This is a genomic window from Photobacterium malacitanum, from assembly GCF_900185615.1.
Taxonomy (GTDB): Bacteria; Pseudomonadota; Gammaproteobacteria; order Enterobacterales; family Vibrionaceae; genus Photobacterium; species Photobacterium malacitanum.
In genome coordinates this window covers 322,684-343,707 of the sequence record NZ_FYAK01000002.1, presented here as the reverse complement: position 1 = coordinate 343,707, position 21,024 = coordinate 322,684, and the positions used below count along the sequence as shown (strand labels likewise).

The window sequence follows — 21,024 nt, the reverse complement described above, 5'->3', positions numbered from 1 at the left end:
ATTCACGATTAGCGGTATATTTAGACGTAATAATGAGTTTATCATTGCTATGTCGTCGACAAAAATTATTCAATTATATTTGACATTAAAATGACTAACTATGCTTTTGGTTACAAAAAATACGGGGTTATAGTTTTTAATGTGAGTAAATATTCATTTTAGTTGTCTAAATAATAAAGCCAACCTTTGTGAGTAGTTGAAAATGTCTCTTGGCATAATTGCTGTTGTTGTTGTCGATGTGAAATTGAATAATTATCAAACAAACGTTGGTAGCGAGCCGGATTACTGCCATATACCAGACATAAAATACGTTGGTAACGTTGTTGATTAAGTGCGTGTTGTTGAATAAAAGGATTGTTCTTAAGGGCAGATTGACTGAATGTATCGATACTGAATAGGTGGTTTGAGTTAATCGCTATTTGATCGCCTCTATCGATATCATTAAGCAGTAAAATCGTCACAAAATTATCAACGGTATTTTCGCTATAGCCTAATATCGGAATCGCACGATCAAGGATATACACATGACCAATTTCATAAAGCAATGTCAGCAATAGCGCATCGATTGTCGCCTGATAACGTTGTTGTTGGGTTGGGTAACGGCCACTATCTGTCACATGCTGTAAGAGTTGAGTAATATATTGGTAAGGGATCTGAATCAGCTGCTGAGTCGAATTATAATAAGGCCCTCTATTACCACCAAATACAATGTCTAAGCTCGGTGCAAAAATAAAACGGGTTTGGCTCAAGTGCTTTATTGTCGCTAGCATAGATGAATGTTGGACAATATCTTTTGCTTGTTGCTGCTGTGGCGTTGATGGGGTATTAAACACAAAATTTACTGTTGCAACCGGCTCTAATGCCAAACCATAGCGCCCACCTGTGGGTTGCTCTGTTCCTGCATAACTTAGGTTTGATATTAATAGGCAGGCAAGTAGACATGCAGTACGCATCTTTATATTCACGCGATCACCTCGTTACTACTATAGATGTATCATAGTTGATAATTATAGCGGATGAGATGGAATGTAACGCTGCAAAACAATAAAAAGGCACTATTAATAACTATCAATAGTGCACTGCGTGTTGTTTTATATTTAATGGGGATTGAGTACTAATAACATTTCAACCACACCATCAGCGAGCTGAACATCAATACTAAAGCCCATCTTTTGTGCCAAGGTGATCATGCCACGATTGGTTGGCATTGTCATACCTGTTAGCCTTGCTAAGCCTCGCTGGTGGGCATAATCAATAAGTTTGGTCATTAAAATACCACCTAAGCCACAACCTTTCATATCTGAGCGAACTAAAATGGCAAATTCAGCCTCTGTATTGTCTGCATCCGATAAAGCACGAGCAACACCAATTATCATGTCTTGATAGACAGCGACAAATGCCATTTCACGGTCATAGTCTATCTGGGTAAACTTTGCTAAGGCTTCATGATTTAACTCGCCGACATCCGAGAAGAAGCGTTTATAAAGATCTTCTTCAGAAACTTGATTAATAAATGCTTTATGGGCAGGTTCATCTTCAGGCAGGATCGGGCGTAGCAAAATCTGCTTACCATCTTTTAGCTGGCATGGTTGTTCATACTCTTTTGGGTAAGGACGAATAGCGAGCCGTTGTTGAATATCACCATCAAACGCTGCAATGTCCATCGAGGCATCAATGATCGTGAGTTCGTCACCTGAGACCAGCAGAGGGTGAATATCAAATGCACGAATTTCAGGGCAATCAATGATCATTTGCGAAATAGTGACTAATAAACGGCTCAGTGCAGGAATAGATATTTGCTCTAGGCTACTACGTTGTTTGATTTTATGATGTTTAATAGCATTGATTACCATATAACGGGCTAAGGCCATATTTAATGGCGGCAATGCGACCACGGCATCACGTTCAATATTCCAATGAATGGTTTCTTCACCGAGTATGATCACAGGCCCAAAGACAGGATCATTACGAATACCAATACGTAATTCTTGAGCACCAGAACGATCAGCCATGCGTTGAATTAATAGTCCATCAATACGTGCGCTAGGATAGTGCAAGGCCACTCGTGACAAAATAGCATCAGCAGCATTAGCGACTTCATTCGCATCACGTAGGTACAGCACTACGCCATGAATTTCAGATTTATGCCGAATATCGGCTGAACGTAATTTTACTGCTACCGGATAACCGATTTGTTCAGCAATATGTACTGCCTCAGCAGCATCAGAAGCTATCCATGTTGGTAGTGTCGTAAAACCATAGCTCGTAAGTAAAGGACGCATTTCATGGGTTTCAAGGCGACGAATGTTTTGTTGCAGCAAGCGCTGTATTTCATTGCGTACATAGTGGCGATCTGCGCTAATTTCACCAATAGAGACAGGGGTTTCCATTAATTGGCGTTGATTGCGGCGGTACTCAACTAAATGCATGAATGCTGAAATAGCACTTTCAGGCGTACGATAGGTGGGTAAGCGTGCTTGAGTAAAAATAGATCGTGCTTCAGCGGCTTCATTTTCACCTGACCAATTGGTCAGTACGTTTACCCGTTGACTACGAGGATGCTGGTGGAGAGTTTCTGTGATGATTTTAGCGATATCAGAACTATTAGCAATAGCAGAAGGACTGTGCATGATAAGCAGCGCATCAAAGTCATCACTATCAAGTAAAATCGTTAGTACCTGTCGATAGCGATCGCTATTTGCATCACCCATGATATCAATCGGATTAGCCTGAGACCAATAAGCAGGTAATACCGCTGATAAGCGTTGAATGGTGTCAGCACTGAGTGTCGCCAGTTTTCCTCCGCGATCAGAGAGTGCATCTACCGCCATGATCGCAGGGCCTCCTCCATTGGTCAGAATCAGCAGCCGTTCTCCTCGTAAAGGGACTGAATGGGCCAACGTTTCAACAGCGGCAAATAAGTCATGGGTTGTATGTACCCGTAACATACCTGAACGACGAATAGCAGCATCATAAACTTCATCAAGGCCAGTTTCCCCCGCTGTGTGTAATAATGCTGCTGCTTGACCAGCCATGGTTCGACCATTTTTTAAAACCAGAATACGTCGATTACGCGCTGCAGCTCGTGCTGCTGACATAAACTGCCGTGCATCGTTAATACTATCGATATAAAGCAAAATAGCGTTTGTTTTTGTATCCTGGCTTAGAAAATCAAGTAGCTCTGCAAAGTTAATATCACATCCATCACCTAAAGAAATAAAGGTTGAGAAGCCGATCTGTTTATTTTGTGCCCAATCCAAAATAGTGGTGCACACTGCAGTTGATTGCGAAATAAATGCGATATTTCCTTTATTGGCGGCAATAGGAGAGACTGACGCATTAAGATTAAGCCAAGGAAGAATAATTCCCATGCTATTTGGCCCAATAATACGCATATTATAACGCTTGGCATTGGTCAACATTTGCTGGTGGTAATTAACGGCGTTATTGTCAGTCAAGGCTGATATTATGCTAGCAGCAATCACAATAACCGCCTTTACGCCTTTCTTTCCGAGTTGAGTAATAATATCGGGGTTGTATTCTGCCCGTGTACAAAGCATTGCTATATCAGGCGTAATCGGCATTGCTTCTATATTACGATAAGCAAGGATTCCAGCAACAGCGGCATATTTAGGCGTGACAGGGATAATAGGACCATTAAAACAGCCAGATAACAGATTGCGAATAACAATATAGCCAATGCGTTGTGAATTATTTGATGCACCAATGACTGCAATGCTAGTAGGTTTTAGAAGCGCCGCTATTTTACTCATAAATTTCACCCTTAATCGTCGTTATTATACTTTATCTCTAAATAGTAGAAGGGCACCTTTTTTGTAATAAGAATGTGATCTAAATGAAAATTAAACAACGCAAAATATATCTTCTGAGCATTCTTATTCCAGTGAGAAATACAATTGTAATTTAAAGAGCATTATTCAATTTATTTATTGATAATGTTAAATGTATGTGTCTTAATATGGTGCGATATGTTGAGTTTTTAGGTGAAAGATAAAAATGACAAACGATTTATACTTTAAGTATCAGCCAAGGTATTACGATGGCGAAATATCCTCTTATGAAGCATTATTAAGAAGTGATATTAATGATTTTAATGTTGAAAAATTTGTATATTCAATAGAAAATTCTGCTGCTTTTGACTTAAATATTATTGGTAAAGTACTTCAAGATAGAAAATCTTTACACATTTGTGATGATGTATCGATATCATTAAATATATCAATAGCGAGTTTGCTTGATGATGTCTTTATTCGTAAATGTTTAAATATTTTTGAACATGAAAAAAATATTACTTTAGAATTGACAAATCATGATCAAACAGATGATTTTGACGGTATACAAAAATCTATATTATTGCTTAAAGAGCAAGGTGTAAATTTTGCTTTAGATGATTATGGTAAAGGATATTTAAATACAGATATTTTTTTATACCTCGATGTAGATTATATAAAACTAGATAGGCGATTGATCAGAAATATTGAACATAACTATATAAGTTATTCAATTTTAAAATCAAAATATGACCATATCGTTAATGTTTTAGACAAAGTGGTGATTATTGAAGGTATAGAAACATTTGAACAATTTAACTTAGTTAAAGAGTTCGGTGATATGTTTTATCAAGGTTTTTATTTTTCAATGCCGATTAATATCTACGATATTGAAAAAACAAGACTAACTAAATATAGAGTAAAAAACGAACGAATTCAATTTTCATTGCAGTTAGATCAGGCCATATTTGATTTAAATCGCTCTCAAGAACCTAAAAATGTAAAACAAGCTATCGATAACATTAAGCGTATCGATAAATATAATATTATTGGTTTAACCTCTAATACATTTGATTTGTACTCTGAACGACATCGAATAAATAAAAATTACCGCGAAATAATCAAAAATAAAAAACATTCACATTATATGCTAGCGGCTTCGTTAGTGTGTGGCTGTGATGGTGCAGTCGTTATTCGTGATGTTGATGGTAATGTTATTTTTAATAATGATCATTTTATTCGATTTATGGGGGTAGATTTAGTTGATATGCCAATTGATCAAGTGTGCGAGCAAGTTACTGACTACCGTACGACTTTACATGTAGAGAGTGAACTGTTGCAAAGTGACTCGTGTTTTATGATGTCAGATGAGGTAATGAAAACCAAAAACGGCATGGAGTTAGTTCATGTCTATAGGCAGAAAGTGTCTCATTTTGGTCAAAACTTTGTTGTTTGCTCAGTATATGAGGCAATCGATACTATTGTGATAGATGAACTAACAAATTGTTATCAAAAGAATTATCTATCTTCTAGCTATATGAAACAGCATAAGATTTTGGTTTTTATAGATTTAGATGGATTTAAGGCGATTAATGATAATTTAGGTCATTGTATTGGTGATGAAATATTACGAGACTTTGCGCAAACCTTGAAAAGTATGTTGCGAGACTCTGATGTTATGGTGCGTTTTGGTGGGGATGAATTTATTATCTTATTGAATAGTCACGTTATGACAACAGTTCAACAGCGAATTGTGCAATTAAGAACAGATATTGAAGATTACTTTACTCAAAAAGAGATGAAGTTAAGTTTTTCTTATGGCGTAGCCTCTTTACAAAATGGTGTTGAGGCTGCATTAAAGCAAGCAGACAATAGAATGTACCAAGAGAAGTCATTTAGGAAAAGAAAATTGGATATAGTAAAACTTGCTTGATTTTATAAAAAAATAAATTCAGCGCTTAGATTTATTTAATTGATAAATGAGTTTTATACCAATAAATGTATTGTAATTCCCAATGAGAATAAATTATTAATTAATAATAAATACCATTTGGGGTTCGTGATTTTTTAGATTATTCTTTTAAAAAATACTAAAAAGAATGACCGGATGCTATTTAATTGCTATTTCCAATTTCAACCTCGATATTTTAATGGTGAAATATCGTGTTATGAGGCCTTATTAAGAACAAATGAATCTGACACTGAATATTATGTGGAAAACAATATAGACGACCATGCTAAATTTGATTTGTCTATCATTGAGTATGTTATTAAACAACGCTCTAAATTAATACACTCAGAAAAAATAAAGTTAGCGATTAATATATCTATTTCTAGCTTACTTGATGAGCAATTTTTAAAAGCTTGTCTTTCAATATTTGAATATGAAGGAAATATTATTTTAGAGCTTACTCGGCATGACGTAACAAATAATGTTGAGGGTATTCAGGCATCGATTAAGCAATTGAAATCTAAAGGTGTGCAATTAGCACTTGATGATTATGGAAAAGGTTATGCTAATAGTGAATTATTCCTTCATCTCGATGTTGATTACATTAAGTTAGATAGAAAAATCATTAAGAATATAGATCAGAGCTATATTGCTTATTCATTAGTAAAGACAACATATGAAAAGATAGCCAAAGTACTTGGTAAGAATATTATTGTTGAAGGTGTAGAGACTTTTGAACAATTAAATTTACTTAAACAATTTGGTTGTATGACTTATCAAGGATTCTATTTTTCAAAGCCGCTTAATATTGAACAAATAAAGCCGACAAATAATACAATAACCATTAAGAAAAAAGAGAGCAGTTCGTTATGCAATTTTCTTGATCAAGCTATTTATGAAATGAATCGAGCTCCTAATCCTAAAGCGATAAAAAAAGCGATAAAAAATATAATTAAAATAGATCGTTATAATATTATAGGTATAAGTCCTAACTTATTTGATGTTTATAGTGAGCAACGTCGAATTAATAAAAATTATAATGAATTACTTGAACGTAAAACAAGTTCACATTTTCTACTCGTTTCGTCATTAATGAGTACCTGTAATGCATTGGTGATCATTCGTGATTGCGACGGTAATGCAATTTATAATAATGAAAATCACATTAATTATTTAGGTGTTGATCTTGTAGATTATACTGTAGAACAGACGCTGGAACGCTTTCCTGATTATCGTACTTGTCTTGATTTAGATAAAGAGCTGCTAAATAGTGATACTTGCTTTGTTGTATCAAATGAGACCGTTGATACTGATAGCGGTAAGCAATATTTTCATACCTACCGACAGAAAATTATCCATTTTAATCAAGCGTTTGTAATTTGTAGTGTTTATGAACAAAATGACAATATTACCGTTGATAATCTGACCGGTTGTTTTCAAAAGAGTTACCTTGAATCGACCTATGCACGTGCTTATCAAACCCTTGTTTTTATGGATTTAGATGGCTTTAAGCTTATCAATGATTTGCATGGTCATAATCAAGGTGATGAAGTCTTACGAGATTTTGCAAAAAATATCAAAGCTATGTTGCGAGATAGCGATGCGATGGTTCGTTTTGGCGGGGATGAGTTTGTGGTATTACTTGATAGTGTGTCAATTCGAGGTGTTAAACAGCGGATTGAAACGATCCGCGCCAATATTGAGGCTTATTTTTGGGCGCAAGGTCTGAATTTAAGTTTTTCTTATGGCATTGTTAGTATTGAAGATAACATCACGGCTGCGCTCGATAAAGCTGATCAAGAAATGTATAAACAGAAAAATGGACGTAAAAACCAACTACAAGAGATCATTTAATCTTTTGTAGCTGGTGGATGAAAGTGGAAATAGGGCTGTTATACTTGGTAGCGGCTCTTATCTCCGATATCAAAATGTAGGGGCATACGCCATTTGCTATAGGCTGCAAATGCAAGCAGTGCCGCTCCTACCATCGCACATCCAATCGCTACATTTGCGACAGCAAAGACTAAGCAGAACCAAAATCCAGCCAATGCGATAGGTGTTAGTAGAAGAATTTTAACTTTAAAGCAAAAATATTCTTTTATTGAAAGTGCGCTAAATACAAATAATGCAGCGCCTAATGCTAATGGTTGCCATAATCCAGCCATAAACCAAATAGCAGCAAATAATCCTGCCCCTTGGATTAACCAGCGAAAGCGCTTGTCATAAATATGTACTGTTGTTGATGCTAATAAAGCGACCATAATGAGAAATGGAGTAGCAGCATCGGTTTCTGTACCAATAACAGCCATAATAATAGCAGCGAGAGTAAATGCAGAACGGTAAAGGATCACGGTCAGTTTATCGAGAAAATCAAGATCGCATTTAATGTGTGGATCAGCCATTGAAGCTCCTAGGTTAGGGTTGAACGAGCATAATAAAGAATGCCAGTCATATTACTGTTAATAAAACGCTATTTATTGTGATCAAGATAACATAAATTGTTTTCGATTGTTCTATAGCTATGAACAGTTTGATCGTAATCAAAAGCTACGGCAGACTATTGATAACTATCTGTCATTTAATTGTTTTTATGATTAATGCATCAATATTCGGTTGCGAATAAGAGGGAATAAAATGAACAAAATTATCGCATTGAGTCTGCTGTCTAGTTTAGTCGGCTGTACCCAATTAATGCCGCCTAAAACACCATTGCAAACGCCGATAGATACCATTAATACCACAAAAATGACGGATAATTTTTCAGAGCCAAAAGTGGTGGCTGAATTAGATGCTTCAGTTAAAACTGATCCACTTTATCAGTCTAGTGATTCAATCGCTGTTAGCGAACAGAAAATAAAAGCCCCAGCAGCCTCAGAGCCAGCAGCCTCAGAGCCAGAAGCCGTCGCTGTTGAGCCTGCAGTTGAAGCAACCGCAGTAAACAATGAGGCAGCTATTGCCACAGATGCCGCACAGTCAAATCCAGCAACAAGTATTGATAACACTGAAGTTACGCCAGCCCCTGCAGCCTCAGAGCCAGAAGCCGTCGCTGTTGAACCCGCAGTTGAAGCAACCGCAGCAAACAATGAGGCAGTTATTGCCACAGATGCCGCACAGTCAAATCTAGCAACAAGTATTGATAACGCTGAAGTTACGCCAGCCCCAGCAGCCTCAGAGCCAGAAGCCGTCGCTGTTGAGCCTGCAGTTGAAGCAACCGCAGCAAACAGTGAGGCAGCTATTGCCACAGATGCCGCACAGTCAAATCCAGCAACAAGTATTGATAACACTGAAGTTACGCCAGCCCCAGCAGCCTTAGAGCCAGAAGCCGTCGCTGTTGAACCCGCAGTTGAAGCAACCGCAGCAAACAATGAGGCAGTTATTGCCACAGATGCCGCACAGTCAAATCCAGCAACAAGTATTGATAACACTGAAGTTACACCAGCCCCAGCAGCCTCAGAGCCAGAAGCCGTCGCTGTTGAACCCGCAGTTGAAGCAACTGCAGCAAACAATGAGTCAACGGATGCTACAGAAGTAACTGCAGTCGAGCCAAACGCATCTCAAACCAGTGACGATGGTTATAATACCGTCAATATGCATGGCTACAGTATTCAAATTACAGCTTCAAGAGATGAACCTTCGTTAATTACATTGTTATCTTTATTAGAAAGCCAGCAGCCGGCATGGATAAATAAGAAAATGTTAAATGGTAGCCAAGTTTATACGTTATTACTTGGCCATTATGCTGATTACGATCAAGCCAAAGCCGCTTTAATGGCATTACCTCAAGCGGTACAAAATAATGGTGCATTTGTACGAAACTTTTATGATATTGAACACACCGGCTCGCCACAACTGAAACAGTTACAGTAAATTCAGTGCTTAACAGTATATAAACGGTGCTTTTATCATCATTTGCAGCACAAACTTAGTGTGATTTAAAAATAATTCACGATATGATGAGGTTGAGGCTACATTCAACTGGCTTTTTTGATTACTATAATCAACAGTGAATGCCTTGCTTTTATTGACCTTGGTAGTCTCCAAGGTCTTTGTGATCTGCATTGTATTGTGATTGGTATAATTAAGGAACGATAATGAGTTCTATCCACGTTTTATTATTATGCGGTGGCGGTAGCGCTGAGCATGAAGTTTCTCTGGTGTCTGCAAACTTTATTGAACAGCAATTAAAAGCGATTGATGGTGTTAGCTATACACGTGTAGAAATGACAAAAAATGAGGGTTGGTTAGATTCAAACCAACATCCTTGCGAATTGAATTTGGATAAAACACTTTCTGTTGTCGGTGAACAACGCATCGCAATTGATTACGTGATCCCTTGTGTGCATGGATTTCCCGGCGAAACAGGAGACTTGCAATCACTGTTTGATCTAGCAGGTTTGCCTTATTTAGGTTGTGGTGCTGAAGCGAGTACAAATTGCTTTAATAAAATAACCACCAAGTTATGGTTTGATGCGTTAAATATTCCTAATACTCCTTATGTGTTTTTGAGTGAGAATACAGAAGATGCTCACCAACAAGCCCAAGCAGCATTGACTAAATGGGGTAAGGTGTTTGTTAAAGCGGCATGTCAGGGCTCATCTGTAGGTTGTTACAGTGTCGCGGATAGCGAGCAGCTACGCGTTGCAGTTAATAATGCGTTTGGGTATTCAAACCAAGTATTAATTGAAAAGACCATTAAGCCACGTGAGCTTGAGGTTGCTGCGTATCAATTTGGTGATCAGTTAATTATTACCAAGCCTGGTGAAGTGTCATGTCCAGATGATAAGTTTTATAGCTATGAAGAAAAATATAGCACGGATAGCTTATCAACCACGCAAGTTGAAGCAAACAATCTAACATCAGAGCAAATTGAAGCCATTCAGGATTATGCGCGTAAAGCGTTTGAGCAAATGAAACTTAAAGATTTGTCTCGCATTGATTTCTTCTTAAGTGAAGATGATGAAATTTTGCTAAATGAAATCAATACGTTCCCAGGAATGACGCCGATTTCAATGTTCCCTAAAATGCTAGAGAATTATGGCCATAGCTTTACAGATTTTATTGAATTAGCGATTAAAAACGCAGTTAAGTAAATCACATAAGCCAATGATGCTTAAGCCAACCATCACGGTTGGCTTTTTTTTGCTGCTGTTTCATTTATTATTTTTATCGGCAAATTTCTTCAGAGTGTTATCTCGTTTCGCTCGTTGACCTATATATTGGGCAGGCATAGCAGGGCTGCGCCATCGACCTTGATGTTGAATTTGATGAACAGATAGCCCAGCGTCGGCTAAATCTTGGCTGGCACCAACCCGTGGTGATTGGCCTGAGAATATAACATCAGCAGGTAGATCTAATTCTTGGCTAGCACGTCTAAAAATACGATAAATAGAAGAATGATCGAGAGGGTTGTCGCCAATATTATTGTGCCTATCTATACGACGAAACACGAATCCACTATCAATCATTGATAAGGTTAACCATCGATTAACTGCACTAGACGCTACTTCACTGAGTCCGATTAAATTATCGTTAATACACAGGGTGATAAGACCATCTTGTGCAACCTCAATATCATTAATAGTTAATGCAGTAACTTCTGAGCGTTTTAACATACCTTCAAAGGTCATCGCCCAAATTGCCATATCACGTATATCTTTAGCTTTAGTTGAGCCCATAAATGATTCAAGAATGTCATGTAAGTGATTATCGCGAAAGCCATGAGCATTAGTATAATCATCATGTTTATCAAGACGTTGTTTGTGCATCGCAAGTTTTATTTCATTACTTAAACATGGATTAGGCAGTGCATGACAGCGATGAACCAACCCAATAGTGACAATGTAACGTTTGAGGCTGGCTAATTTTCGGGTTTGAGCCATTTTTTCAATATAACGGTGAACAATTTCCGCAGATGCGGGTAATGGTAATGCATTATACTGCGCACAAAAGACTAAAAAATTATTCCAATCGTTCTTAAATGCAACCAGAGTATTTTGGGCATATTGTTGATGGGTTAAGCGTTGCCAAATAGTAATTGACTCAGCGACATTGGAAAAATCACTAATACTAGCGCTACGGACTTGGTCGTCTTCAATGATTGCTATTTTCTTTGCCACAATAACACCTAATGCACTATAACTTTATATTATTTTAATAATAACAACGATCACTTAAAAACGGAAGAATAATCATAAAAAGCTAGCATAGACACTCAAGTGTTATTACTATGTAACTAGTTTAAGATTATGATTATTAACGAATGTAACACTTTAATCAGGTAGGTAATAGACAATGAAAAAACGCCTTTTTCATCGTGGTTATATTATTGAAAACAGCACTGGGTTAACCTCAGATTGGAAAGCAGTCATTAACGGACAAGCTGTTCAAGGGATGTTGGCTAATGTAAAAAAGAGTGTTAATTGGTGGTGCGACACTAAGGCGTTTATGCCGCCAGAACGGTTTGCGTCACACCAAAGCAAGTCAAACACATTAACTACAGCAAGTGCTGAAAATTATCGTGGCATTGTTTTAAAAAACGATACTGGTAAAGCCAATGAGTGGTATGCAATTGTACGGGGCCAATTACTGAAAGGTGATATCGTTTCAATTAAGAAGTATTTAGATAAAATATTACCGGTTTAAAAAAGTAGTGCCTATTTAGGGTAGGCACTGTTTAAATTTATGATTTAGTGATTAATCATCGTCATCACTTTTAGAGACATCAACCAGATATTTACCATCAAGCCAATTACGTCCAATCAATAATTTATATTCTAGTTTTTTTCGATCTCGTAGGTTTACAGGGATGGCGTGGCTCTTACCATTCCAAATCAAGTCCATAACGACAGCGTAACGACGTTCAACACCTTGTGCATTGCGAATTTTACTGATTTTAATGATTTTTCCAGTATGTGTTTCTTCCTGTCCTCGCGCATTCGCTGTTTTAAAACTGATCATTTTACCTAAATTTTGATGCCAGCTTTCTTTATCATCGGCAGGATTATTATTACCGTCAATCACATGCAAATCATAAGCATTGATTGATGTTGTATTTGCACCGGTATCGATGCGTGCTTTGAAATCCATATCAAGATCTTTAACATGAATGGTTTCAATCGGCCCAACAATGTATTTACCATTACACTCATTGGCAGCGTAGCTCATGGTTGATACCGTTGCGGCTGCAACGAACATGGCAGAGATAAAAACTTTTTTCACATAAACTCCTGATATTATTAGCTCTTCAATATAGATAATAGACTGAGTCATGATAACTATGTTCAATTTTATGTAAAATTATTCAATAACCATTACTTAATGTAGAAGAAGGCGTTTTTCTATCTGCTGAAAACAGGTTGGTGTTTGGCTAAATTGGACAGTATTAAAGCCCATCTCAGTGGCAATCTTAATATTTTCGTCATTGTCATCAATAAAAAGACTTTCTTGAGGCTCTAGCTGATAGCGCTCACACAGTCGTACAAATATTTCTTGTTCCGGCTTCATGACTAATTCTTTGCCTGAAACTAATCCGCCATCAAAAAATGAAATGAAATGATGTTTCTCATAAAGTGTATCAAAAAAGGCGCTACACATATTGGTTAGATAATAGAGAGAATATGGCCGCTGAGTGAGTTTTTGAAACAGCATTTCAGTTTGGTTTATTTTTGTGAGGCTATGTTGAATATGAATAATAAAATCTTCTATACGTTGCGGCGGGATTTGCGTACGCGCTGAAAACTTAGGGATCACTTCAGCAATAAGCATCGTGCCACGATCAAGCGCTAACCAATCAGAATGCTGCAGAACATCACGCAGTAAGATATCGCGCTCAATTTGCGATACGGTAAAACTATTCACAATTTGAAGTGGATTCCACTCAAATAGGACTGCACCAAAATCAAAAATCACATTACGAATCATAAGATGTTCCGTTTGAGTACCATTTATTGATAGTATTGCTTCATGAGTATTTCGCAAGATTGATGTGTTAACTTTTAATGCTATTCACATAATCAAGCAACCAAGTGAGATAGATTGCACAATGAGTGATAATAATCGTTTAGTTTTCTCAACCGAGACCGGTCGAATTAAAGAAGAAAAAGTACAACCAACACGCCCAAAAGGTGATGGTATTGTTCGTATTCAACGCGAAACAAAAGGGCGCAAAGGCAAAGGTGTTTGTATTGTTTCTGGACTTGATGTTGAAGATACTCAATTGAAACTGATTGCTGCTGAATTAAAAAAAATCTGTGGCTGCGGTGGTTCTGTTAAAGATGGAAAAATTGAAATTCAAGGTGACAAGCGTGATGTAATTAAAGCGCATCTTGAAAAGAAAGGTCACACTGTTAAATTAGCTGGCGGTTAATTGATAAAAAAGAGTCTGAGTGATTCATTATCATAGAACAGTATAATCAGGCAGTAACGTCAATGTTACTGCCTGTTTTTTATATTTATTCAGAACAACGATCGTCGATCATCGCTTGAATATGTGTGCCATAGAAGGTTTCATCACCAACCCAATTCGCAGGATCTGCACTACTTGGCATCGTTTGGTTAGCCGCATTTCTCAATAGCACATTGCAATAATTGAATGAAAGCGCACCAATTTCATGGCATCCCGCACAAGCACCATCCCCACGTTCGGCATAAGCTGGAGGGTTTGTCCATCCTTGAGAAGAAATTGGCTGATAGCGCACATTGGGATCAATATCGTGATCGGCAGAGATATCAATAGCGGTACCGGGATGAATTAAGAAAACATTTTTACCTCTATGGCAGCCAGTACAGTCTTCTGCAAGTGTATTACCATTTTGAATATCAGTAATATTAAAGGCTAAATCATTGCCGCCAGTTATTCTGGTGCCAGTTTCGTTATCTATATTATCCCAAAAACAGGCTTTACCCGTTGTTTGACTTTGACAAATAATGCCAAGAAATTGGATAAATTCGTCGCCTGTGGTGTCATTGACGACCCAGCGCGGTAATGCCATACAAGCACCTGGCACCGTGGCGCTTTTATAGGCGTAAACTTCTGTTCTATCGCTGTCTAAAAAATCGGTCGTGGCGGTACCTTGATGAACCCACAGATCAGATCCCCAAGCTGGCGGAATAGGTACATCATTTTCACGGCATGTTTCAATGTAATCGTCAGTTTCTTGAGGAGGGATCAAAATTAAATGGTTCAGTAGTGAACGTTGAGAAAGTAAATCAAGTAGCCACTGATAATCTGTTATACGAGTTAGCGGGAATAAGCGATGGGTATGATGGCGAAATAAACGGAAAGCGGGAAAGTACTTATCTTGTTGTTGCGGCTTAGTACTGCTAATCATGGCATCAATCAAAACATTATTGAACAGCACTTTTTCAATATCAGAAGATTGCTTTATTTGTGCAAAATCGGATTCTATTTCCATAAACTCTTTTTGTTGTTCATTACTCAAATTTGGCTTTAATTCCTCCATAAACGCCTTTTGCATTAGTAATACTTGATCTTTATCTATATTGAGTTTATTGCCACCAGCATCATAAAGTGATTCATAGTAACCATTTGAGATATCATTGACTTTCAATTTAAGGTCGGGTTGAGGTTTTGGGGGCTGTTCTACTTGAGGTTGTTCAGAGGTAATATCATCGGCGCTATCACCACCACAACCTAAAAATAACACTGAGGACATTACAATCATGAGAGAGTTTATTTTCATTATTTGACTCAGGTGGTTTAACAATCGTAGTCAAATTATAGTTATCTCATATAGTCTGTTTTTTCATCTATGAGAATAGGGGGCAATTTTATCAAGCGATAACAACAGCAGTTATGGCTTGATAAAATGGATAGCTGATAGCCTATCCTTATGTTGATGTCGCTAGTGAAGAGATAAATTAAATGGCCGCTGATTCTTTTTTACTACATGAGGTACATTGACAGTAGCTGTTCATGGTTTTTAGAAAATACAAACCCATCTGATGTCCTAAATCATAATCATGGTTAAGTGCATTGATATCACTGCCAATTAATTTTGACTCTAACGCCTTGTGTGGGTAAATCTCATAAATATTGACATCATCAGGTGGGTTATTGATGAAGTCTTCACTCTCATTGTATTTTTGCTCATGTAACAACAGCATATCAATGAAAGCTGCTGCTTTGGTATGTGTTAATCCACGCTTGAGAGTTTTTAACCATTGGTGGTTTGCATTCAATCCGACCGGGTTGGTACGAATTACAACAATGTTTTTATAACCGCGATCATATGCTGCTTTAGCTGGAATGGGGGCATGTAAACCACCATCAACCCAATAATGCTCATCAGAATAAATCGGCTGACGGTTTAAGAGTGGAATAGCACACGAAGCTTTTAACTTTTGATCCCAATCATTGGCATTGAGGTCAAAAAAGCCAGCTTGATTATGATCTAAGCCTGATGCTGTCGCTAGCACCGTACGGTTGATCATATTCTTGCGACCAGTGTGCCAATCTAATTTTAACTTAGTTTGAGTTTGTTCTATTAACCAATCGAGATTCATACCACCTCGAGCAGTAAATATTTTAGAATAACTAAAAAACTCACGAGTTGTCGTTATTTCAGTAATAACACGATAAGCATGTTTAGGTTGTTGACAAATATAAGATGCAATATTTAGAGAGCCTGCAGATGTACCAATTAATAATGAAAAAGGATTAAACTCTTTTTCAAGAAAAGCATCTAAAACACCAGCTGTAAATATTCCTCGCTGTCCACCACCTTCGGTAACAAGTGCAATATCTGTTATGTTGTTTTTTTTAAAATATAATGGCTCAATATTATTCTTACAATAAGAGATATGTTGACCTCTCATAATATTTATCTCCAACTCACATGTTTATTATGATGTGAGAAAAAATTCGCTGGCATATTCATGACTAAAATATGCCAGCGATAAATTAAGCGGCACGAGCATTAGCTGGTAGATCTGCACCAATTTTAGTTAGCGCTATTTGCCATAAGCTAATATCACGACAGCGGAATGCACCTGCACAGCTTAATAAATAGAAACGCCACATTCTGTAGAACGTTGCATCGTAATTTTTATAAATTTTGAACCAGTTCTTTTCAAATCTTTCACACCACGCCATGAGTGTTAAATCATAATCTGGACCAAAATTATGCACATCTTCAATATTGAATTTGTTTTCAACAGAACCGCTTAATTGTGCGAGTGATGGAATAACACCGTTAGGGAAAATATATTTATTGATCCACGGGTCGGTACCATCTTTAGAGGTTGGGCTACCAATAGTGTGTAATAAGAAAATACCATCATCAGCTAAAAAGCTGTTAGCACATTCGAAATATTCATCATAATTTGACGGGCCAACATGCTCAATCATACCAATAGAAACAACACGGTCATAAGGTTGTTCTGGCGTAAACTCTCGGTAGTCTTGCAAAATAATTTTAACTGGTAGTTTCTTCTTATCTGCAATCTCTTGGCCCAGCGCCATTTGCTCTTTTGATAAGGTTAAACCATCACAAATCACACCGTATTTCGCTGCAGCATAGTTCATGAAACTTGCCCAACCACAACCAATATCAAGTAAACGCATACCTGGTTGTAAATCTAACTTGCGACAAATTAGATCCATTTTATGTTCTTGGGCTTGGTCTAGTGTTTTTGCATCTTTCCAATATGCACAGGTATATGCCATGCGCTCATCTAGCATATTTACAAATAAATCGTTACCGATATCGTAGTGGAAAGGTACATCTTCTTTAACACGGTTTACTGCTTGTGGATTAATAAGGCTTTTTAATTTAGTTACACCATAGTTAGCTGCAAACTTAACTTTATCTATTCCCGATAGCTTATCTTCTATATTACTGCGAAGTAACTTACTAATTAGAATATCAATACGTTCACAATCCCATAAGCGATCCATATAACCTTCGCCAAAAGCGATCGTGCCATCTAATAAAATATTATCAAAAAGTTTGTCATCATTAATAGTAATATCCCATGGGCGAGTACCATTAATTTCAATATCAGCTTGCTTTAATAAATCACGGAATAATTCTTTATTTTTAGGCATAATATACTCGATTATCTGTTTGGAAAAATAGCAGAATAAATTCATACCTACTAAATTAATAATGAAATACAACAATTAGATGTGGTATATAAAAGTAATATATCAATCATGTTTTTCATTATGTTTGAATAGTAATAAATTTAGTCTGTTAAATATATTTTATTCTTCTTAATTGCTTATTTAGTTATATTTAATGTCAGCAATAAATTACATGCACCATTATGTAAATAACCTCTTAAATGTTTATTTAAGTATTTTCTTTTCTTGGTAAGTACTATATCGCTACATCAGTTAGCTTAATTTAGATTATTTGACAAAAAACATTTCAAAACAGACATTTTTGCATTTGTACTCTAAAAACGTACTTATTTTAGTAAAAACTAACTATCTCAACTGCATGGCATTCGCACATAGAATTTACAAAAAGTGATTTGGGTTACATGAGATTGCATTGAGTTTTTGAATAAGTCTCATTAGTCGATATTGAAGGATAACGTCTACTATTAAAGCAATTGCGCCTGATTAAGGAAGACTGTATGTCCGATGTAAATGTATTTAAGCAACCTAAACCGTTTTATCTCATATTCTCGATAGAGTTTTGGGAGCGGTTTGGCTTCTATGGCATGCAAGCCATTCTTACAGTGTACCTTGTAAGCATTCTTGGCATGTCTGAATCAGAGTCGTTTACATTATTTGGTGCTTTTTCAGCACTTATTTTCGGTTCTGTGGCGATTGGTGGTTGGGTTGGCGATAAAATCCTAGGTACGAAACGCACTATTACGCTTGGTGCATTTATTCTAACGGTGGGTTATTCATTATTAGGGATCTCTGCGGCGGGAGAGTTTGGGGGTAAAGAACTACTTTATATAGCAATGGGATTTATCACCATGGGTAATGGCTTATTTAAAGCTAACCCTTCAAGCTTGTTGGCCAAAGTCTACGAAGAAAATGATCCTCGCCTTGATGGTGCCTTTACCATGTATTATATGGCGATTAACCTTGGTTCATTTTTTTCAATGTTATTAAGCCCTTGGATAGCAGAGAAAATGGGCTACGGAATGGCATTTGGTGTTAGTGCGGTAGGCTTACTCATTACAATGGTTAACTTTATGGTAATGGGCAGAATCGTTAAAAACATTGGTTCTAAACCCGATATGATACCAGTGAATAAACTTTACTATATGGCCGTTGTGGTTGTAACGATCCTATTGAGCTTCCTCAGTGCGGTGCTATTGCAACATTTGTTTTATGCACACGCTATTCTTGTAGTAGTTGGCATTATCATTGTGTTTGTATACTTCAAAGAGGCGTTTAAATCTAAAGGGCTAGAAAGGGCGAAGATGTTAGTTGCCTTTGTATTAATGTTGCAGGGGGTGGTGTTCTTTGCCTTATATTTCCAAATGCCAACGTCACTTAACTTCTTCGCTATTCATAATGTCAGTCATGATTTATTCGGCTTTAAAGTTGAACCAGAGCAATTTCAAGCGTTAAATCCATTTTGGATCATGGTTGCTAGTCCATTATTAGCCATTCTTTATAATAAACTTGGTGAACGATTCGCAATGCCATTTAAGTTTGCCTTTGGCATGGTGTTATGTAGCCTCGCGTTTTTGATCTTAAAATACTCAACTGGCTTTGCTAATACGCAAGGGATTGTTAACTCAAACTGGTTAGTCGCAAGTTATTTATTACAGTCAGTGGGTGAGTTATTAGTTTCAGGTTTAGGGCTGGCGATGATAGCGCAATTGGTACCGCAACGAATGATGGGTTTTGCGATGGGAATGTGGTTTTTAACGTCTGCAACCGCCGCAATTTTAGCTGGCTGGATTGCAAGTTTAACAGCCGCACCGAAAGGCGTTATCGACTCAAACCAAACCCTTGTTTTATATGCTGAAGTATTTGGTGAAATAGGGTATGTAACCGCTGCGATTGCTGCTTTTACATTGCTTATCGCACCTAAGTTAACTCGCATTATTCAAGACAAAGAATAAAACAATCAATAGGGAATAGTTAATAACGGCAATCAGTCATATGATTGCCGTTACTCTTTTACTTACTTACTTACTTACTTATCGCTCGCTGCTAATACAGTAATAAAGGCATCAATATCTTCAGCTTTGGTCGCAAAGTTAGTCACTAAACGTGCAACACCGTCGCCCCAGCGATTAGCTAAAAACTCAAACCCATGTTCATGCAAGGTTGCAATTGTTACTGGTGACATTTTACAAAAGACAATATTTGTTTTAGAAGGATGCAATAGCTCTACACCGTCAATCGCGCTAATTCCGTCACGCAGTTTGGTTGCCATTGCATTAGCATGTTGAGCATTCATTAGCCATAAATTATCGGTAATGTAGGCATCTATTTGTGTTGATAGAAAACGCATTTTAGACATTAAATGCCCAGCACGTTTACGACGATATTCAATTTCATTTTTTAAGCTAGTATCAAATAGAACAATCACTTCAACACCAAAAGCACCGTTCTTAGTCGCACCAAAAGAAAGGGCATCTACACCCGCTTTCCAGGTCATTTCTGCTGGGGTACAGCCTAACGCATCGATAGCATTAGCAAAGCGTGCGCCATCCATATGGTATTTTAAATTATGGCTTTTACACACATCACCAATTGCGCGAAGTTCATCAAGAGTATAAACGCTGCCAGTTTCAGTTGCTTGAGTTACACTAACAACTGCGGGTTGAACGGTATGAACATCGCCAATTTTTAACGAAGCGCGTTGGCTAAGTTTGATAGGATCGATCTTACAATCATCACCGTCGATAGTCAGTAGCTTAACGCCATTACTGAAAAACTCAGGTGCTCCACATTCATCGTTATTAATATGACTGTTTGGATGACATAGCACCGCGCCCCAAGCAGGAGACATCGCAGCTAAACACAAACTATTGGCCGCCGTACCTGTTGGCACTAAAACCACCGCAACATCAGTTTCAAATAACTCGCTCATTTTGCGATCAAGCTGTAACGATAGCTCATCATTACCGTAAGGCGTTGCATCACCAGCGCTAAATTCAACTAAATGCTGCAATATTTGCGGTGAAACACCAGCAATATTGTCACTGGTTAAGCCAATGGTTTTCTTAGGTGTCGCTAAAGATAAGTTTGTCATTGTTATGCAGCCTTAATATCGATTGAGTTATCAATATACTCAATTTCATGGCGAAGATAAGCGTTTTTATTGTAACGGAAAGTTT

17 protein-coding genes are annotated in these 21,024 nt (G+C 37.3%); 7 read left to right on the top strand and 10 right to left on the bottom strand.

The genetic code is table 11. The features are described from left to right. Nucleotides 1–158 precede the first annotated feature (158 nt). The gene (locus PMAL9190_RS06800) at nucleotides 159–965 is read right to left on the bottom strand and encodes a DUF4344 domain-containing metallopeptidase (protein WP_235004311.1); all 807 of its coding nucleotides are present in this window, start codon (nucleotides 963–965) and stop codon (nucleotides 159–161) included. Between the two features lie 132 nt (nucleotides 966–1,097). Beyond that, nucleotides 1,098–3,773 carry a bifunctional acetate--CoA ligase family protein/GNAT family N-acetyltransferase gene (locus tag PMAL9190_RS06795; protein ID WP_087844495.1) on the bottom strand — a complete coding sequence of 892 codons (2,676 nt, stop codon included), beginning with the start codon at nucleotides 3,771–3,773 and terminating at the stop codon, nucleotides 1,098–1,100. A 244-nt stretch (nucleotides 3,774–4,017) separates the two neighbouring features. Here PMAL9190_RS06795 and PMAL9190_RS06790 point away from each other — a divergent pair, with 244 nt between their 5' ends. Together PMAL9190_RS06790 and PMAL9190_RS06785 are read left to right on the top strand one after the other, a co-directional pair. After that, complete coding sequence (locus PMAL9190_RS06790; protein WP_087844494.1) at nucleotides 4,018–5,724, top strand: GGDEF domain-containing protein; 1,707 nt, start codon at nucleotides 4,018–4,020, stop codon at nucleotides 5,722–5,724. Between the two features lie 174 nt (nucleotides 5,725–5,898). After that, on the top strand, nucleotides 5,899–7,596 hold the full coding sequence (locus tag PMAL9190_RS06785; protein ID WP_087844493.1) for a bifunctional diguanylate cyclase/phosphodiesterase: 1,698 nt from the start codon (nucleotides 5,899–5,901) through the stop codon (nucleotides 7,594–7,596). A 38-nt stretch (nucleotides 7,597–7,634) separates the two neighbouring features. Here the strand turns inward: PMAL9190_RS06785 and PMAL9190_RS06780 are convergent, their stop codons facing one another. Beyond that, on the bottom strand, nucleotides 7,635–8,144 hold the full coding sequence (locus PMAL9190_RS06780) for a hypothetical protein (RefSeq protein ID WP_087844492.1): 510 nt from the start codon (nucleotides 8,142–8,144) through the stop codon (nucleotides 7,635–7,637). Between the two features lie 232 nt (nucleotides 8,145–8,376). Here PMAL9190_RS06780 and PMAL9190_RS06775 point away from each other — a divergent pair, with 232 nt between their 5' ends. Beyond that, nucleotides 8,377–9,609: an SPOR domain-containing protein gene (locus PMAL9190_RS06775; RefSeq protein WP_087844491.1), complete on the top strand. Its 1,233-nt coding sequence runs from the start codon at nucleotides 8,377–8,379 to the stop codon at nucleotides 9,607–9,609. Nucleotides 9,610–9,833: 224 nt separating this feature from the next. Further along, nucleotides 9,834–10,832: a D-alanine--D-alanine ligase gene (locus PMAL9190_RS06770; RefSeq protein ID WP_087844490.1), complete on the top strand. Its 999-nt coding sequence runs from the start codon at nucleotides 9,834–9,836 to the stop codon at nucleotides 10,830–10,832. Between the two features lie 60 nt (nucleotides 10,833–10,892). On the opposite strand, the gene PMAL9190_RS06765 is transcribed toward PMAL9190_RS06770, so the two are convergent. Next, nucleotides 10,893–11,858 (bottom strand): tyrosine-type recombinase/integrase, encoded by a 966-nt coding sequence (locus tag PMAL9190_RS06765; protein ID WP_087844489.1) that lies wholly within the window; start codon nucleotides 11,856–11,858, stop codon nucleotides 10,893–10,895. A gap of 175 nt (nucleotides 11,859–12,033) precedes the next feature. Here PMAL9190_RS06765 and PMAL9190_RS06760 point away from each other — a divergent pair, with 175 nt between their 5' ends. Continuing rightward, nucleotides 12,034–12,384, top strand: coding sequence for a DUF3319 domain-containing protein (locus PMAL9190_RS06760; protein WP_087844488.1), 351 nt, complete (start codon nucleotides 12,034–12,036; stop codon nucleotides 12,382–12,384). 51 nt (nucleotides 12,385–12,435) lie between these two features. Here the strand turns inward: PMAL9190_RS06760 and PMAL9190_RS06755 are convergent, their stop codons facing one another. Next, nucleotides 12,436–12,960, bottom strand: a complete 525-nt coding sequence (locus PMAL9190_RS06755) for a putative ATP-dependent zinc protease (protein WP_087844487.1) — start codon at nucleotides 12,958–12,960, stop codon at nucleotides 12,436–12,438. 96 nt (nucleotides 12,961–13,056) lie between these two features. Next, complete coding sequence (locus tag PMAL9190_RS06750) at nucleotides 13,057–13,662, bottom strand: HAD family hydrolase (protein ID WP_087844486.1); 606 nt, start codon at nucleotides 13,660–13,662, stop codon at nucleotides 13,057–13,059. A gap of 121 nt (nucleotides 13,663–13,783) precedes the next feature. Here PMAL9190_RS06750 and yciH point away from each other — a divergent pair, with 121 nt between their 5' ends. Beyond that, on the top strand, nucleotides 13,784–14,107 hold the full coding sequence (gene yciH, locus PMAL9190_RS06745) for a stress response translation initiation inhibitor YciH (RefSeq protein ID WP_087844485.1): 324 nt from the start codon (nucleotides 13,784–13,786) through the stop codon (nucleotides 14,105–14,107). Between the two features lie 85 nt (nucleotides 14,108–14,192). On the opposite strand, the gene PMAL9190_RS06740 is transcribed toward yciH, so the two are convergent. The 3 genes from PMAL9190_RS06740 to cfa form a co-directional block, all read right to left on the bottom strand. Beyond that, the gene (locus tag PMAL9190_RS06740; protein ID WP_087844484.1) at nucleotides 14,193–15,443 is read right to left on the bottom strand and encodes a hypothetical protein; all 1,251 of its coding nucleotides are present in this window, start codon (nucleotides 15,441–15,443) and stop codon (nucleotides 14,193–14,195) included. 178 nt (nucleotides 15,444–15,621) lie between these two features. Beyond that, nucleotides 15,622–16,578 carry a patatin-like phospholipase family protein gene (locus PMAL9190_RS06735; RefSeq protein WP_087844483.1) on the bottom strand — a complete coding sequence of 319 codons (957 nt, stop codon included), beginning with the start codon at nucleotides 16,576–16,578 and terminating at the stop codon, nucleotides 15,622–15,624. An 85-nt stretch (nucleotides 16,579–16,663) separates the two neighbouring features. Then, nucleotides 16,664–17,809, bottom strand: coding sequence for a cyclopropane fatty acyl phospholipid synthase (gene cfa, locus PMAL9190_RS06730; protein ID WP_087844482.1), 1,146 nt, complete (start codon nucleotides 17,807–17,809; stop codon nucleotides 16,664–16,666). Between the two features lie 536 nt (nucleotides 17,810–18,345). Here cfa and dtpA point away from each other — a divergent pair. Continuing rightward, complete coding sequence (gene dtpA / locus PMAL9190_RS06725; protein ID WP_087844481.1) at nucleotides 18,346–19,800, top strand: dipeptide/tripeptide permease DtpA; 1,455 nt, start codon at nucleotides 18,346–18,348, stop codon at nucleotides 19,798–19,800. Between the two features lie 74 nt (nucleotides 19,801–19,874). Here dtpA and PMAL9190_RS06720 read toward each other — a convergent pair whose 3' ends face one another. Next, the gene (locus tag PMAL9190_RS06720; RefSeq protein ID WP_087844480.1) at nucleotides 19,875–20,939 is read right to left on the bottom strand and encodes a threonine aldolase family protein; all 1,065 of its coding nucleotides are present in this window, start codon (nucleotides 20,937–20,939) and stop codon (nucleotides 19,875–19,877) included. Nucleotides 20,940–21,024: the final 85 nt, after the last annotated feature.

What these genes read in the sequence shown, in the direction of transcription:
- PMAL9190_RS06795 (WP_087844495.1), bottom strand. Translation starts at nt 3,773, where the DNA reads ATGAGTAAAATAGCGGCGCTTCTAAAACCTACTAGCATTGCAGTCATT.
- PMAL9190_RS06790 (WP_087844494.1), top strand. Translation starts at nt 4,018, where the DNA reads ATGACAAACGATTTATACTTTAAGTATCAGCCAAGGTATTACGATGGC.
- PMAL9190_RS06785 (WP_087844493.1), top strand. Translation starts at nt 5,899, where the DNA reads ATGCTATTTAATTGCTATTTCCAATTTCAACCTCGATATTTTAATGGT.
- PMAL9190_RS06780 (WP_087844492.1), bottom strand. Translation starts at nt 8,144, where the DNA reads ATGGCTGATCCACACATTAAATGCGATCTTGATTTTCTCGATAAACTG.
- PMAL9190_RS06775 (WP_087844491.1), top strand. Translation starts at nt 8,377, where the DNA reads ATGAACAAAATTATCGCATTGAGTCTGCTGTCTAGTTTAGTCGGCTGT.
- PMAL9190_RS06770 (WP_087844490.1), top strand. Translation starts at nt 9,834, where the DNA reads ATGAGTTCTATCCACGTTTTATTATTATGCGGTGGCGGTAGCGCTGAG.
- PMAL9190_RS06760 (WP_087844488.1), top strand. Translation starts at nt 12,034, where the DNA reads ATGAAAAAACGCCTTTTTCATCGTGGTTATATTATTGAAAACAGCACT.
- PMAL9190_RS06750 (WP_087844486.1), bottom strand. Translation starts at nt 13,662, where the DNA reads ATGATTCGTAATGTGATTTTTGATTTTGGTGCAGTCCTATTTGAGTGG.
- yciH (WP_087844485.1), top strand. Translation starts at nt 13,784, where the DNA reads ATGAGTGATAATAATCGTTTAGTTTTCTCAACCGAGACCGGTCGAATT.
- PMAL9190_RS06740 (WP_087844484.1), bottom strand. Translation starts at nt 15,443, where the DNA reads ATGAAAATAAACTCTCTCATGATTGTAATGTCCTCAGTGTTATTTTTA.
- PMAL9190_RS06735 (WP_087844483.1), bottom strand. Translation starts at nt 16,578, where the DNA reads ATGAGAGGTCAACATATCTCTTATTGTAAGAATAATATTGAGCCATTA.
- cfa (WP_087844482.1), bottom strand. Translation starts at nt 17,809, where the DNA reads ATGCCTAAAAATAAAGAATTATTCCGTGATTTATTAAAGCAAGCTGAT.
- dtpA (WP_087844481.1), top strand. Translation starts at nt 18,346, where the DNA reads ATGTCCGATGTAAATGTATTTAAGCAACCTAAACCGTTTTATCTCATA.
- PMAL9190_RS06720 (WP_087844480.1), bottom strand. Translation starts at nt 20,939, where the DNA reads ATGACAAACTTATCTTTAGCGACACCTAAGAAAACCATTGGCTTAACC.